The following is a 12,971-nucleotide window of genomic DNA, read 5'->3' on the forward strand; positions in this document are numbered from 1 at the left end:
CGCCTACCAAATCGGGATCGTCACCCGTTCGTTGCCGGGGTGGATGCGATAAGTGATGCTGGTCGGCACGATGCTGTCGCCGCGATAGGCGGGGTGGACCTCCATCGTGCGCCGGGGCGCGTCGCCGATCTTTGCGATCAGCCGGGCGATCAGCGCCTCGATGCGACGCGCGGCGTCGGGCGGGACGAACAGCTCGTTGGCGCGAACCGCCGGGCCGCCGAAATCGCGCGGGAAGAGCCACGTCTGGACGAGCTTGCCGCGCATCGCCAACGCGCGCGCCTTGGCACGCGATGTGACGGCGGCGGGATCGACGGCCTCCGGCGCCGCTTGCGTGAGGACGATCGGTACACTCATCTGGAGCCCCCTCCCCGGTCCCCCGACCGGTGCCGCCGAAATTAGGCCGGCGGCGGTGGCAGGCAAGGTGCGGCGGCCAAGTCGCTGACGGACGGGCGCATTTCCCTCAGCGACTCGGAGCGGGAGATCATTCGGCGGCGGGCAGATACACCTCCCCGCCCTTCTCCCTGAAGCGTTCGCTCATATCCGCCATTCCCGCCTCGGCCTCTTCCGCCGCGACGAAGGTGGCGACGGGCGCATTCTGCTTGGCGGCGAATGCGCGAGGTTCGGGATCGCGACCTGCTCCCAGCAGGTCGCTATTCGCCGCGCGAGACGCGGCGAATTCGCGAACCTCCTGCGTGATCTTCATCGAGCAGAATTTCGGGCCGCACATCGAGCAGAAATGCGCGGTCTTGGCGCCTTCGGCGGGCAGCGTCTGGTCGTGGAAGGATTCGGCCGTATCCGGGTCGAGCGACAGATTGAACTGGTCGCGCCAGCGGAAATCGAAGCGCGCGCGGCTCAACGCGTCGTCGCGTAGCTTGGCGGCGGGGTGGCCCTTGGCGAGATCGGCGGCGTGCGCGGCGAGCTTGTAGGTGACGACGCCGACCTTGACGTCGTCGCGGTCGGGCAGGCCGAGATGCTCCTTGGGCGTGACGTAGCAGAGCATCGCGCAGCCGAACCAGCCGATCATCGCCGCGCCGATGCCGCTGGTGATATGGTCGTAGCCCGGCGCGATATCGGTGGTGAGCGGCCCGAGCGTATAGAAGGGCGCCTCGCCGCAGACCTCGAGCTGCTTGGTCATATTCTCCTGGATCTTGTGCATCGGGACGTGGCCCGGCCCCTCGATCATCACCTGCACGTCCTGCGCCCAGGCGCGATGGGTGAGTTCGCCGAGCGTATAGAGCTCGCTGAACTGCGCCTCGTCGTTGGCGTCGGCGATCGAGCCGGGGCGCAGGCCGTCGCCCAGCGAATAGGCGATGTCATAGGCCTTCATGATCTCGGTGATCTCGTCGAACCGTTCGTAGAGGAACGATTCTTTGTGATGCGCGAGGCACCATTTCGCCATGATGCTGCCGCCGCGGCTGACGATGCCGGTGACGCGCTTCGCCGTCATCGGGATGTAGGGCAGGCGGACGCCGGCGTGGATGGTGAAATAGTCGACGCCCTGTTCGGCCTGTTCGATCAGCGTGTCGCGGAAGATCTCCCAGGTCAGCTCCTCGGCGATGCCGCCGACCTTTTCGAGCGCCTGATAGATCGGCACGGTGCCGATCGGCACCGGGCTGTTGCGCAGGATCCATTCGCGGGTGTCGTGGATGTTCCGGCCGGTCGACAGGTCCATCACCGTGTCGGCACCCCAGCGGATCGACCAGACGAGCTTGTCGACCTCCGCCGCGACGTTACTGGCAACCGCGGAGTTGCCGATGTTGGCGTTGATCTTGACCAGGAAGTTGCGGCCGATCGCCATGGGTTCGGTTTCGGGGTGGTTGATGTTGTTCGGGATGATCGCACGGCCGCGTGCGACCTCGTGGCGGACGAATTCGGGTGTCACGTAATCGGGGATGGCGGCGCCGAAGCTCTCGCCGTCGCGAACGTGGTCGCGCAGCATCGCGCGGCCGAGATTCTCGCGGGTGGCGACATACTCCATTTCCGGGGTGACGATGCCGCGGCGGGCGTAATGCATCTGGCTGACGTTGGCGCCGGCGCGGGCGCGCAGCGGGCGGCGCGCGGCGCGGGGGAATTGCGGCACGCCGCCGGAGCGGTCGGGGCCGAGCTGGCCATTGTCCTCGGGGCGGATCGCGCGGCCATCGTAGCGTTCGACATCGCCGCGACCCTCGATCCACGCGCGGCGGAGCTGCGGCAGGCCGGCCATGATGTCGATCCGCGCATCGGGATCGGTATAGGGGCCGGAGGTGTCGTAGACGCGCAGCGGCGGTTCGCCCGAGGAGGGATCGAGGTGGATCTCGCGCATCGCGACGCCGAGCGGGCCGACGTGGATCTTCTTCGAGCCGCGGATCGGGCCGGTGGTGACGCCAATCTCGGTACGCGCGGGAATGTCGGCCATGAGTCTCTCTCCATGAACGGAGAGCGGACGCGGGTTTTCGGATGAAACCGCTCCCTCCCTCCGCCGGTATCAACCGGATCAGGTTCAGCGGGTCGAAGGCTGCGGCCTTCCTCTCAAGCGCTGCGTCAGCGCTCCCCCGGGGATAACGATGATGGTGTACGCGGTTCGCCGGCGGGCGCCAAGCCCATTCCTCCGCCCGCCCGGGGTCTACTGCTTATCAGCGTGGGGCTGGTTCCAACGGGTTTCCGAACCCGCTCCGTCACCCCGGCCTTGCGCCGGCGTCCCGCTTCCCCGGACGGCGCGAAGCAGCGGGATGCCGGATCGAGTCCGGCATGACGGAAGATACGGGCGCCGCTGCGACACCCCGGCCGGTCATACGCAATCGCCCTCCCCCGGAGGGGAGGGCATCGGAGCGTCAGTTGGCGGCGGAGGTGCGGATGTTACCGTTGATGCCGGCGGGGAAGAACCCGCCCGAGGCGACCGCAGCCTTGTTGAGATAGACGATGTTGAGCACCTGGCCGGTCGAGCGGCTATAGGCGAGGCCGTTGGTATCGGTCGGCACGACGTTGGCGGTGGTGGTGTCGCCGATGCCCTGATCGATGTCGCTGCTGCCGTCGAGGCTGTCGCGCGCGTCGGAGATCAGCCGCGCGTTGTTGAGGATCGACGAGGCGCCGGCAAGCGTCTCGGCGGGGTCGACGCCCTTGCGATAGAGCACCGAACGGATCAGCCCGGCGTGATAGCCCTCGGTGGCGAGGATGCCGGCGGCGGCCTCGATGAACAGCTTGTTGACGATCAGCGGCGAGGCGCCCTTGTAGGCGGAGACGCCGACGTCCTCGAACAGATAGGCGCCGAGCAGGAAGCTGATGTCGTCGGCATAGGGGTTGAAGACGCCGCTCCCGCCGACCACGCCGGCGGCGCGCGCCGCGGTGGTGAAGGCACCGTTGGCGTCGCCGCCGATGTTGATCGCCGGCATCGCCACCGCGAAGCTGCCGAGGATCGAGCGCAGGAAGGTGACGTGCGCGACCTCGTCATTGGCGATCTCGCGCGCATATTGCGCAACGATCGGGTCCTGGAAGTTCACCTGCGCGCCGCCGGTGACGGTGCCGAGCGCGCCGACGCCGCTGATGATGCCGCTCGACAGGCCCTGGCCGAACGCCGCCCAGCTGTAGAAGCTCGCCTCGAGATATTCGAGGTTGAGCGCGAAGTTGAGCACGTCGGCATCGGTGCCGACGGTCGGCGTGGTCGCGGTCGGCGTCGGGCTGGGGCTGCTGCTGCCGTCACCATCGCCACCGCAGGCGGCGAGCAGCGACAATGCGCCGGCCGAGGCGGCGGCCCCGCCGGCATAGCGCAGGAAGTTGCGGCGTTCGGCGCGGCGGTCGGCGATCGCGTCGAGGATCGTGTCGGTCGGAAGATCGGTCATCGGGTCTATCCCCTGAAAGCTTTGAATACGGACGGCGGGATCAGGAGGCGGTCGCCGCCTTGATGGTGCCGTTGAGGCCGGCGGGGAAGAAGCCGCCCGCACTCGCCGCCGCGGCGTTGAGATAGACGATGTTGAGCACCTGATTGGGGGTGCGGCTGTACGCGACGCTGTTGGCGTCGGCGGGCACGATGTTGGACACCGCGAAGGTCGGCACCGGGGTGGGCGTCGCGGTCGGGGTCGGCGTCGGCGTGGGGGTCGGCGTGGCCGTGGCCGTCGCGGTGGGCGTCGGCGTCGGCAGGATCTGGCCCGGCGCGGCGGTGACGCCCGGCGTGATGCCCTGGTCGATGTCGGTGCCGCCGTCGAGGCTGTCGCGCGCGTCGGAGATCGCGCTGGCGCTGGTGATCAGCGCCGAGCCGGCGACCGAACCGCGGCGGAACAGCTCGCCGCGGATCGTCGCGGCATGATAGGCCTCGACCGCGAGGATGCCGGCGGCGGCCTCGATATAGGTCTTGGTAAGCAGCGGCGCGGCGCCCTTGTAGGCGGTGACGCCGACGTCCTCGAACAGATAGGCGCCGAGCAGGAAATTCTCCTCGCTGCCATATTGGTTGAAGGTCTGGCCCGCGGCGATCAGCTTGGCGGCGACCGCGGCGGCGGAGAAGGCGCTGTTGGGGCCGACCGAAAGGTCGAGCGCCGGCTGCGCGATCGCGCTGCTCCCCAATGCGGTGCGCAGATAGGTGACGTGCGCGACCTCGTCGGCGGCGATCTCGCGCGCGTAGCGGGCGAGCACCGGGTCGGTGAAGGTCACCGCGGCGCCACCGCTGACGTTCGCCGCGCCCTGCGTGCCGGTACCGGTGAGCAGGGTGGCGGCGAGGCCGGCGCCGCCGGTGGCGAAGGCATAGAATTGCGCCTCGAGATATTCGAGGTTGAGCGCGAAATTGAGGATATCCTGATCGGAATAGGTCGTCGTCGTCTGCGCCTCGGCAGCGCCGGCGAGGCCGAGCGCCGACGCACCCGCGGCGGTGACCGCCATCGCGCCGATCGCGGTGCGGAAGAAGTCGCGGCGTTCGCTGCGGCGCTGGACGCGGGCGTCGAGTGCCGCTGCGAGGGCGCTGTCGGTATCGGTTCGGGCGGTCATTACTCGGGTTCTCCCCACGCGCGGGCGGTCTGGCGGCCGCCCAGGATGGCCTTGCCGTTCCGCATCCGGCGGGAGGCGTCAACCCCGGACGCGGCGGAAATCGGCGGCGGCGCGACGGAACGGCGGCGACCGCGCATAAAAAATCCTCCCCCGACATCGAATCGGGGGAGGACCGTGTGCCGGCCAGCGTGGAAGGGACCGCCGGCCAACCCGTGGAAGGCTGGGCTCAGCCGAGGCCGACGGTGAAGGCGGGGTCGGGATTGTTGGTGCCCGCCGGGAAGAAGCCGCCGCGGGTGCGGTTGGCGCCGGTCGCGTTGAGATAGGCGATGTTGTGCACCTGCTGGACGCTGCGGCTGTAGGCGATGCCGTTGCTGTCGGTCGGCACGATGTTCGACACGGCATTGGCCGCGCCGATGTTGGTGCCGGCGATGCCCTGGTCGTCGTCGCCGTTGGTGCCGCCGGTGGTGCCGTCGAGCAGATCGCGCGCGTCCGAGATCTTTGTGGTCGCGGTGATCAGATCGGCGTTGGTGACGCCGCGGGTGTAGAGGATCGTGCGGACGAGACCGGCATGATAGGCCTCCGCCGCGAGGATACCCGCCGCCGCTTCGAGATACATCGACGAGATGACCGGCGAGGCACCCTTGTAGGCGGTGACGCCGATATCCTCGAAGATATACGCGCCGAGCAGGAAGTTGGTCGGGCTGGCATAGGGATCGAACAGGCCGTTCGACGCGACGACGCCCGCCGCGCGCGCCGCCGCGGTGAACGCGCCGGTCGACGTGCCCGAGATGTCGATCGCCGGCTGGGCGACCGCGGCGCTGCCGAGCGCCGTGCGCAGGAAGGTGACGTGCGCGATCTCATCCTGCGCGATCTCGCGCGCATATTGGCCGATCAGCGGGTCGGCGGTGAAATTGACCGCGCGCGGGAAGCCGTCGCCCGAGCCGGTGACGACCGACCCCTGCGTGCCGGTACCGGTGAGCAGCGACGCCGACAGGCCGGTGCCGAAGGCGGCGTAGCTGTAGAATTGCGCTTCGAGATATTCGAGGTTGAGCGCGAAGTTGAGCACCGCGACGTCGGTGCTGACCGAGGTCGCGGTCGGCGTCGGGGTCGGAAACGGCACCGACATATTGTCGTCGTCGCCACCGCAGGCGGCGAGCAGCGACAGGCCGCCGACTGCGGCGACGCCGGTCGCGGCGGTCTTCATGAAGGCGCGTCGCGCCCGGCGGCGCGCCGCGGTTGCCTCGACGATGGCGAGGACGGAGAGTTCCTTGGTCATATATCCACCCCTGCTCAGTTCGCGGCGCTGCTGCGCAGCCCGCTGTTCCCGTTGTTGATGCCGTTCGGGAAGAACCCGCCCGCGGTCACCGATCGGGGATTGAGATAGACGATGTTGAGCACCTGCGCCGGCGTCCGGCTGAACGCGAGGCCGTTGGCGTCGAGCGGCACAATGTTGGAGGTCGTGCCCGCGTTGGTGGTCGTCGCGGCGATGCCCTGGTCGAGATCGGTGGTGCCGTCGACCGAATCGCGCAGGTTGGAGATCGCGGTCGTCGCGGCGACGTTGTTCTGCGCGGTGATGATCGTCGGCGTCGCGATGCCGCGCGCGTACAGCGCGGTGCGCACGATCGCGGCATGATAGGCCTCGACCGCAAGGATGCCGGCGGCCGCCTCGAGATAGGTCTTGTTGTTGAACAGCGCGCCCGCCGCACCCTTGTAGGCGGTGACGCCGACGTCCTCGAAGATGAAGGCCGCCTGCAGGAAGCTGTCGTCGTTCGCATAGGGGTCGAAGCCGGTCAGCGCCGGGGTGGTGCTGGCGGCGGCCGCGGCGAAGGCGCCGCCGGTGGCACCCGAGATGTCGATCTGCGGCTGCGCGGCGATCAGCGCGTCGCTGGTGCCGGTGCCGCGGATCGCGGCGCGCAGGAAGGTGACGTGCGCCACTTCGTCCGCGGCGATCTCGCGCGCATAAGCGGCGATGCCGCGGTCGCTGAACTGCACCTGGCGGGCCGAGCCGGTGCCGGTGCCGGTCACCACCGTGCCCTGCGTGCCGACGCCGCCGGTCAGCAGATTGGCGGGCAGGCCGGTGCCGAAGGCGGCATAGCTGTAGAATTGCGCTTCGAGATATTCGAGGTTGAGCGCGAAGTTGAGCACGTCGACCTCGGTCACCGCGGTCTGCGCCGCCGCGTCGCTGGCGATCGACATCGCCGCCGCGCCGGCTGCGGTCACCGCCGCCATGCCCATCGCGTTCTTGAAGAATCCGCGCCGTTCCTCGCGTCGCCGCGCCCGGGCGTCGAACGCCTCGATGATCTGGTCCGTCTGGGTCATCGTCAGCAACCTCCCTCACCTTATGCGGTCCTCCGTCATCGCCGCATGCTATCGACGGGCGACCGGAAGACCTGTGGCGAGCTACGTTGCCGGGCCGCTGAAAGATGCGTGGCGGCCGAAACATTATGTCTATTTTGCAAAATGATCCGACATGGTCGGAATGTTGGCCGCGGGATATTGCCGCAAGGCGCGCGCCGGGTTAGCCCATCATCGTGTCTCCCGCCGCCCCCTCCAGCCCCCAGGCGGCTCGCGCGATCCTGGTCGAGGCGCTGGTCCGCACCGGCGAGGAGGACCGCGACGCCTTTCGCACCGTCTACCGTCTGACCTCGGCGAAGCTTTTCGGGATATGCCTGCGTATCTGCGAAGACAGGCAAGGCGCCGAGGACGTGCTGCACGACGTATATCTCACCATCTGGCACCGCGCGGGGGCCTATCAGCCGGGACGGGCGAGCCCGATCTCGTGGCTGGCGACGATCGCGCGCAACCGGGCGATCGACTGGCGGCGACGCCATGGCCGGGCGCGCATCGCGCCGGTCGAGGATGCCGACGCGATGCCCGATCCGGCGGCGGCGCAGGACGATGCGCTGATCGCCGACGAACAGCGCGCGCGGTTGCACGACTGTCTGGAGACGATCGAGGCGCGCCAGCGTGGCGCGATCCGCAGCGCTTTCTTCGGCGGGCTGACCTATGCCGAGCTGGCGGTGGCGCAGGCGGTGCCGCTCGGCACGATGAAGAGCTGGGTACGGCGCGGGCTGCTCGCCTTGCGGGGGTGCCTCGATGGCGAGTGACGACCTCCCCGACATGACCGCCGCCGAGCTGGCGCTGGGGCTGCTCGACGGCAGCGAACGCGCCGCGGCGTTGCGGCGGCTGGCGAGCGAGCCGGGCTTCGCCGGCGAGGTGGAGCGCTGGCGCGACTGGCTGGGCGCGCTGTTCGCGTCCTGGCCGGCGGTGGCCGCGCCCGACGCGGTGGCGACGCGGGTGGAGGCCTCGCTCGACGCGCAGCGCGGCGTGCTTGTGGCGGCGAACGACAATGCGGGCGGCGTCGCGCGCTGGCGCGGGCTGGCGGTGGCGGCGAGCATCGCCGCCTGCCTGTTGCTGGCGGTGACGACGCTGCTGATGCTGCGGCCGGCGCCCGCGCCGATCCGCATCCCGGTGCGCGTGCCGGTCGCCGCGCCGGCGCCGCTGCTCGCCGCGATCGTGCCGACTGGCAAGGGCGCGCCGATCGCCGCCGCCTACGATCCCGCGAGCGCGACGGTGCGGATCGCCGGCGGTGTCGACGTACCGGCGGGGCATTCGGCGGAATTGTGGGCCATCCAGGGATCGGCCGCGCCGCGCTCGCTGGGGGTGATCCCGGCGGGGCCGGCGCGGGTGATCGTGCCCGCGGCGGTGCGGCCGGCGCTCGCAGCGGAAACGGTGCTGGCGATCTCGATCGAGCCGGCGGGCGGTTCGCCGACCGGGCTGCCGACCGGCCCGGTGGTCGCGACGGGCAAGCTCAGCGGGTAACGATGCTGTTCGCGTCTACGGTCGTCCCGGCCGGAGCCGGGACGATGGTTGGATGTTCTTGCCTTCAGAACGTATAGGCGAGCCCGACCGCGCCCAGCCACTGGTTGCGCGACCCGGCGACGCTGACCAGCGGGCTGTCGGCGAAGCCGTTGAGCATTCGAACATAGGTGCCGCCGGCGACGACCTTGAAGCCCTTGAGCAGATTGCCGGTCAGCGAATAGGTGAACAGCCCGCCGAGCGAATAGTTCTTCCAGCCGGCGCGCGCATTGTAGGTCGGCAGGCCGCTCGCCAGCGTCTGTGCCGGCGACACCGAATAATAGGTCGTGGCATAGCCGCGGCCGGCGCGCTCGGCCGAGGCGAAGATCGCCACCGCCATCTTCTCGCTCAGCGGCGTGATGTAATTGACGCTCGGCTGCCAGATGCCGCTGTCGTGCGCATTGGCGACATCGTGGCGATAGCTGACCGTCGCCGACAATTGGTCGTACGGGCTGGTGATCACCCCGGTCTTGCCGATGCCGACATAGCCGCCGAGCTCGATCGCGGTATCGACCTTGCCGAGCGCGCGCACGCGGGGATCGTCGATGCTCTTGAGGCTGCTGCGGTTGAAGTTGACGACGCCGATCGGGCCGGCCTGCACGTCCCAGACGGGGCCGGGCTTGTCGCGGATCAGGTCGACGCTGATCCGGTTGCCGGCAAGGACGAAGCCATAGCCCTTGATCGAGCCGACCGCGCCCGGCGCGGCGGTGAAGCGATAGTCGTTCGAGCCTTCGTAATCGCTCAGATAGACGCCGGCGGCGCCGACGGTGACGGTATCGCGGTTGAAGTCGAATTCGGTCGACTGCACGGGCGCCGAGGCCTCCTGCGCGGCGGCCGGGGTGACGAATACGGCAGCGGCGGCGAGCGCGAGCGGCATCAAGATCTTGGCGGACAAACTACGGCTCCAAACCTGTTACGACGCCGTAACGCGGCGGGAGCCGGTTGCTATCCATTGCCGACCGATCAGAGGATGTAATGCATCCGTATCTGTTGCTGATTTGCATCACCGGTCACCGCGAAGCGTGCGGCGGCGAAGTGCGGCGCGCCGAAGCGGATCGGCGGATTGCGCGAGAAGCCGAAGCCTTCGCGCGGGATGCCGGCGAAGGTGTCGAGCCTGGCGTTGCTGTTCTCGTCGTGGATCACCGCGACGGCATATTGGCCGTGCGGCAGGCCCTCGAAGCGCAGGCTGTGCGCATTGGCCGGCACCGAGCGGGTGATCGCATCGGCATCGTCGACGCAGGCGGGGAAATTGTCGGGATCGGCGGTCAGGCAGACGCGCAGCAGCCCCTTGGCCGAACGCATCTGGCTGACGGCGACGTCAAGCCGCGCGATCGGCGCCGCGCCGAGCACCAGCGCCGCCGCCGGCAACAGCGCGGCGAGCGCCACCGGCCGGTTGCTGCGCCTGCGCCTTGGCACGCGCGTGGCTGCGCGCGAAATCGCCGACGCCGCGATCGGTGCCGCAAAGGCGGTCCCAGAACCGGAAGTAGAGCCCATAGTTACATCCATATTGCTCATGGTGCCGCTGATGATGGCTGGCGGTGATCAGCCAACCGCCCAATGGCCCCCGCCACATGAACCGCGGGAAAACCTCCCAGCCCATGTGATTGGTTACGCCCATAACCGTCATAGTCGCCAGCACGAAGCCCAGAGCGGCGACATGGATCGGAATTGCCAGCACCAGTAACGGAATTGCCACAGCGCCGGTGAGCGCCTCGATCGGGTGGAAGGCCATCGCCGCCCAGGCGGTCGGCGGGCGGCTGGCGTGGTGGACGGCATGCGCCGCCTTGAACACCGCCGGCCGGTGCATCCAGCGATGCGTCCAGTAGAACCAGGTGTCGTGGAGGACGAGGTAGAGCAGGATCGATACCGGCCAATACCATAAGGGATAGGCGTGGACGTCGCGATACACGCGCGTCCAGCCATGCGCCTGCCACCCCCAGGCGAGCACCCCGGCGGGGATGCCGTAGATCGCGGCGGAGGCGAGGCTCCATGCGATCTCGCGCCGCATCTGCGCATCGAGCCCGCGGTAGAGGCCGGGATGGCGCAACCGCGTCGCCGCGGCGAACGCGCCGGAGACGAGGAGATAGCGCACGCCGACGATCATCGTCATCGCCAGCGCGGACAGGGTGACGGCGAGCAGCATGGCACGGGACGTAGCGGATTTCCCGACGCGGGGATATGGCGGAAGCGACCGGCTCGGCCTTGTGCGGCATTCCACCACGTCCGCTGCCGCGGCGGAGCAACGAGCACTGTATTCCTCCCCCGCCAGGGGGAGGTGGCGCGCCCGAAGGGCGTGACGGAGGGGGAGGATACGGTCAGCTCAGCATTTGCGGCGACGCCCCCTCCACCACCAGCCTGCGGCCGACGATCCCCTCCCCAACTAAAGCGAGGACGAAATTACCGTTCGAACACGCGTATCGTCCGGCCCTTGTAATCCGCCGTGCGCACCAATTCGTACCCCAGCCGCGCCGCCAGCCGGAGCGACGGCGCGTTGCCCGGATCGATGATGCAGGTCGTGCGCGCGATGCCCTGCGCCTGCGTCCAGGCGAACACCGCCGCGAGCGCCTCGCCGGCGTAACCGCGGCCGTGCGCCGCCGGGGCCAGGGCCCAGCCCATTTCAGGCAGTGCCAGCGGCGGGTCGATCGCGCGGCGTGACTCGAGCAGGCCGACTTCGCCGACCAAGCCGCCGACGCGGTCGCGGACCACCCAGCTGCCGTAATCGAACGCCTGCCATTGGCCGATCGAGCGGAGCAGGCGGAGCCACACCTCCTCGCGGCTGCGCGCGACGCCGCCGATCCGTTCGAACACCGCGGGATGCGCCCACATTGCGGCGAGCGCGTCGAGATCGGCGGGGCGATGGACGGTGAGGATCAGGCGATCGGTGGCGAGGACGGGCGGCGTCATGCCTGCGAGGCTAGCGCGGCGCGCGGCGGCGTAAAAGCCGGTTCTCCCGTCGTGCGCTTTGGGCTAGGCGCAGGCATGGGTTCGACCATCCCTTGCGACGTGGCGATCGTCGGCGGCGGCCTCGCCGGCGGCCTGATCGCGCTGGCGCTGCACGCGCGGCACCCCGGCCTCGACGTGCGGATCATCGAGGCGGCACCGCATCTCGGCGGCGACCACGTCTGGTCGTTCTTCGGCAGCGACATCGCGGCGCAGGACCGCTGGCTGGTCGCGCCGCTGACGGTGCACGACTGGCAGGGGTATGACGTCGCCTTCCCGCACCTCGCGCGGCAGATCGACGCGACCTATCATTCGGTGACCAGCGAGCGGCTGCATGCGGTGATCCGCACGACGCTGCCGGCGACGGCGATGATGCTCGGGCGCAAGGTGCTCGCCGCCTCGGCGACCGCGGTGGTGCTCGCCGACGGCGACCGGATCGCCGCCAAGGGGGTGATCGACTGCCGCGGCCCCGGCGACCTGTCGGTGCTCGATCTCGGCTGGCAGAAGTTCGTCGGGCAGGAACTGCTGCTCCACGCGCCGCACGGCGCCGCCGGGCCGACGGTGATGGACGCGACGGTGGAGCAGATCGACGGCTATCGCTTCGTCTACTGCCTGCCCTTCGCCGCCGACCGCATGTTCGTCGAGGACACCTATTACAGCGACACGCCGCACGTCGACCGCGCTGCGCTGGGGCTGCGGATCGCCGCTTATGCCGCAGGCCGCGGCTGGCAGGTCGACAGCGTGCTGCGCACCGAGGCAGGCGTGCTGCCGATCACGCTGGGGGGCGATTTCGAGGCCTATTGGCGGTCGAGCGGCGCCAACGTCGCCAAGGCGGGGATGCGCGCCGGGCTGTTCCAGCCGACCACCGGCTATTCGCTGCCCGACGCGGTACGGCTGGCGGTGCGACTGGCGGAACGCACCGATTTCGCGGGCCGGGCGCTGGCGGACTTCACCCACGATTACGCCCGCGCGGCGTGGAAGCACGGCGCCTTCTATCGCATGCTGAGCGCAATGATGTTCCGTGCGGGCGATCCGGCGGAACGTTGGCGCATCATCGAGCGCTTCTACCGTCTCGACCCGACGCTGATCACCCGTTTCTATGCGGGGCGATCCAGTCTCAAGGACAAGATACGGATTTTGACGGGCAAGCCACCGGTCCCGGTGGGCAGTGCGATCAGGGTCCTGCGAACGACGGCATGGCGGTAACCCGCGCAGAGGAATGG

13 protein-coding genes and 1 riboswitch are annotated in these 12,971 nt (G+C 69.3%); of the genes, 3 read left to right on the forward strand and 10 right to left on the reverse strand.

Annotated elements, in window-relative coordinates:
- Positions 1-3: 3 nt before the first annotated feature.
- The 6 genes from SFC76_RS04000 to SFC76_RS04025 form a co-directional block, all read right to left on the reverse strand.
- Positions 4-354: a hypothetical protein gene (locus SFC76_RS04000; protein WP_322848206.1), complete on the reverse strand. Its 351-nt coding sequence runs from the start codon at positions 352-354 to the stop codon at positions 4-6.
- A 127-nt stretch (positions 355-481) separates the two neighbouring features.
- Positions 482-2,395, reverse strand: coding sequence for a phosphomethylpyrimidine synthase ThiC (gene thiC / locus SFC76_RS04005; RefSeq protein WP_322848207.1), 1,914 nt, complete (start codon positions 2,393-2,395; stop codon positions 482-484).
- A 38-nt stretch (positions 2,396-2,433) separates the two neighbouring features.
- Positions 2,434-2,543: riboswitch (TPP riboswitch) on the reverse strand.
- Between the two features lie 267 nt (positions 2,544-2,810).
- On the reverse strand, positions 2,811-3,815 hold the full coding sequence (locus tag SFC76_RS04010; protein ID WP_322848208.1) for a ferritin-like domain-containing protein: 1,005 nt from the start codon (positions 3,813-3,815) through the stop codon (positions 2,811-2,813).
- Between the two features lie 40 nt (positions 3,816-3,855).
- A complete protein-coding gene (locus SFC76_RS04015; protein ID WP_322848209.1) occupies positions 3,856-4,950 on the reverse strand; it encodes a ferritin-like domain-containing protein in 1,095 nt (364 codons plus the stop codon).
- A 226-nt stretch (positions 4,951-5,176) separates the two neighbouring features.
- Complete coding sequence (locus SFC76_RS04020; RefSeq protein WP_322848210.1) at positions 5,177-6,226, reverse strand: ferritin-like domain-containing protein; 1,050 nt, start codon at positions 6,224-6,226, stop codon at positions 5,177-5,179.
- A 14-nt stretch (positions 6,227-6,240) separates the two neighbouring features.
- Positions 6,241-7,269, reverse strand: coding sequence for a ferritin-like domain-containing protein (locus SFC76_RS04025; protein ID WP_322848211.1), 1,029 nt, complete (start codon positions 7,267-7,269; stop codon positions 6,241-6,243).
- Positions 7,270-7,481: 212 nt separating this feature from the next.
- Between SFC76_RS04025 and SFC76_RS04030 the strand changes: the two genes are divergently transcribed.
- Both SFC76_RS04030 and SFC76_RS04035 read left to right on the forward strand, forming a co-directional pair.
- Complete coding sequence (locus SFC76_RS04030) at positions 7,482-8,057, forward strand: sigma-70 family RNA polymerase sigma factor (RefSeq protein ID WP_416222380.1); 576 nt, start codon at positions 7,482-7,484, stop codon at positions 8,055-8,057.
- Positions 8,047-8,772, forward strand: coding sequence for an anti-sigma factor domain-containing protein (locus SFC76_RS04035; RefSeq protein ID WP_322848212.1), 726 nt, complete (start codon positions 8,047-8,049; stop codon positions 8,770-8,772). The genes SFC76_RS04030 and SFC76_RS04035 overlap by 11 nt, the downstream gene beginning before the upstream one ends.
- Before the next feature lie 64 nt (positions 8,773-8,836).
- Here the strand turns inward: SFC76_RS04035 and SFC76_RS04040 are convergent, their stop codons facing one another.
- From SFC76_RS04040 to SFC76_RS04055, 4 genes are all read right to left on the reverse strand, one after another.
- Positions 8,837-9,685 (reverse strand): MipA/OmpV family protein, encoded by an 849-nt coding sequence (locus tag SFC76_RS04040; protein WP_322848628.1) that lies wholly within the window; start codon positions 9,683-9,685, stop codon positions 8,837-8,839.
- Between the two features lie 86 nt (positions 9,686-9,771).
- Positions 9,772-10,158: a DUF2141 domain-containing protein gene (locus tag SFC76_RS04045; protein ID WP_322848629.1), complete on the reverse strand. Its 387-nt coding sequence runs from the start codon at positions 10,156-10,158 to the stop codon at positions 9,772-9,774.
- Positions 10,127-10,951 carry a sterol desaturase family protein gene (locus tag SFC76_RS04050; protein ID WP_322848213.1) on the reverse strand — a complete coding sequence of 275 codons (825 nt, stop codon included), beginning with the start codon at positions 10,949-10,951 and terminating at the stop codon, positions 10,127-10,129. The genes SFC76_RS04045 and SFC76_RS04050 overlap by 32 nt, the downstream gene beginning before the upstream one ends.
- Positions 10,952-11,205: 254 nt before the next feature.
- Positions 11,206-11,712 carry a GNAT family N-acetyltransferase gene (locus tag SFC76_RS04055; protein ID WP_322848214.1) on the reverse strand — a complete coding sequence of 169 codons (507 nt, stop codon included), beginning with the start codon at positions 11,710-11,712 and terminating at the stop codon, positions 11,206-11,208.
- A gap of 75 nt (positions 11,713-11,787) precedes the next feature.
- Here SFC76_RS04055 and crtY point away from each other — a divergent pair, with 75 nt between their 5' ends.
- The gene (gene crtY / locus SFC76_RS04060) at positions 11,788-12,954 is read left to right on the forward strand and encodes a lycopene beta-cyclase CrtY (RefSeq protein WP_322848215.1); all 1,167 of its coding nucleotides are present in this window, start codon (positions 11,788-11,790) and stop codon (positions 12,952-12,954) included.
- Positions 12,955-12,971: the final 17 nt, after the last annotated feature.

Origin of the sequence: Sphingomonas sp. CD22 (assembly GCF_034556155.1) — a bacterium.
In the GTDB taxonomy this organism is placed as follows: Bacteria; Pseudomonadota; Alphaproteobacteria; order Sphingomonadales; family Sphingomonadaceae; genus Sphingomonas.

What these genes read in the sequence shown, in the direction of transcription:
- SFC76_RS04000 (WP_322848206.1), bottom strand. Translation starts at nt 354, where the DNA reads ATGAGTGTACCGATCGTCCTCACGCAAGCGGCGCCGGAGGCCGTCGAT.
- thiC (WP_322848207.1), bottom strand. Translation starts at nt 2,395, where the DNA reads ATGGCCGACATTCCCGCGCGTACCGAGATTGGCGTCACCACCGGCCCG.
- SFC76_RS04010 (WP_322848208.1), bottom strand. Translation starts at nt 3,815, where the DNA reads ATGACCGATCTTCCGACCGACACGATCCTCGACGCGATCGCCGACCGC.
- SFC76_RS04015 (WP_322848209.1), bottom strand. Translation starts at nt 4,950, where the DNA reads ATGACCGCCCGAACCGATACCGACAGCGCCCTCGCAGCGGCACTCGAC.
- SFC76_RS04020 (WP_322848210.1), bottom strand. Translation starts at nt 6,226, where the DNA reads ATGACCAAGGAACTCTCCGTCCTCGCCATCGTCGAGGCAACCGCGGCG.
- SFC76_RS04025 (WP_322848211.1), bottom strand. Translation starts at nt 7,269, where the DNA reads ATGACCCAGACGGACCAGATCATCGAGGCGTTCGACGCCCGGGCGCGG.
- SFC76_RS04035 (WP_322848212.1), top strand. Translation starts at nt 8,047, where the DNA reads ATGGCGAGTGACGACCTCCCCGACATGACCGCCGCCGAGCTGGCGCTG.
- SFC76_RS04040 (WP_322848628.1), bottom strand. Translation starts at nt 9,685, where the DNA reads ATGCCGCTCGCGCTCGCCGCCGCTGCCGTATTCGTCACCCCGGCCGCC.
- SFC76_RS04050 (WP_322848213.1), bottom strand. Translation starts at nt 10,951, where the DNA reads ATGCTGCTCGCCGTCACCCTGTCCGCGCTGGCGATGACGATGATCGTC.
- SFC76_RS04055 (WP_322848214.1), bottom strand. Translation starts at nt 11,712, where the DNA reads ATGACGCCGCCCGTCCTCGCCACCGATCGCCTGATCCTCACCGTCCAT.
- crtY (WP_322848215.1), top strand. Translation starts at nt 11,788, where the DNA reads ATGGGTTCGACCATCCCTTGCGACGTGGCGATCGTCGGCGGCGGCCTC.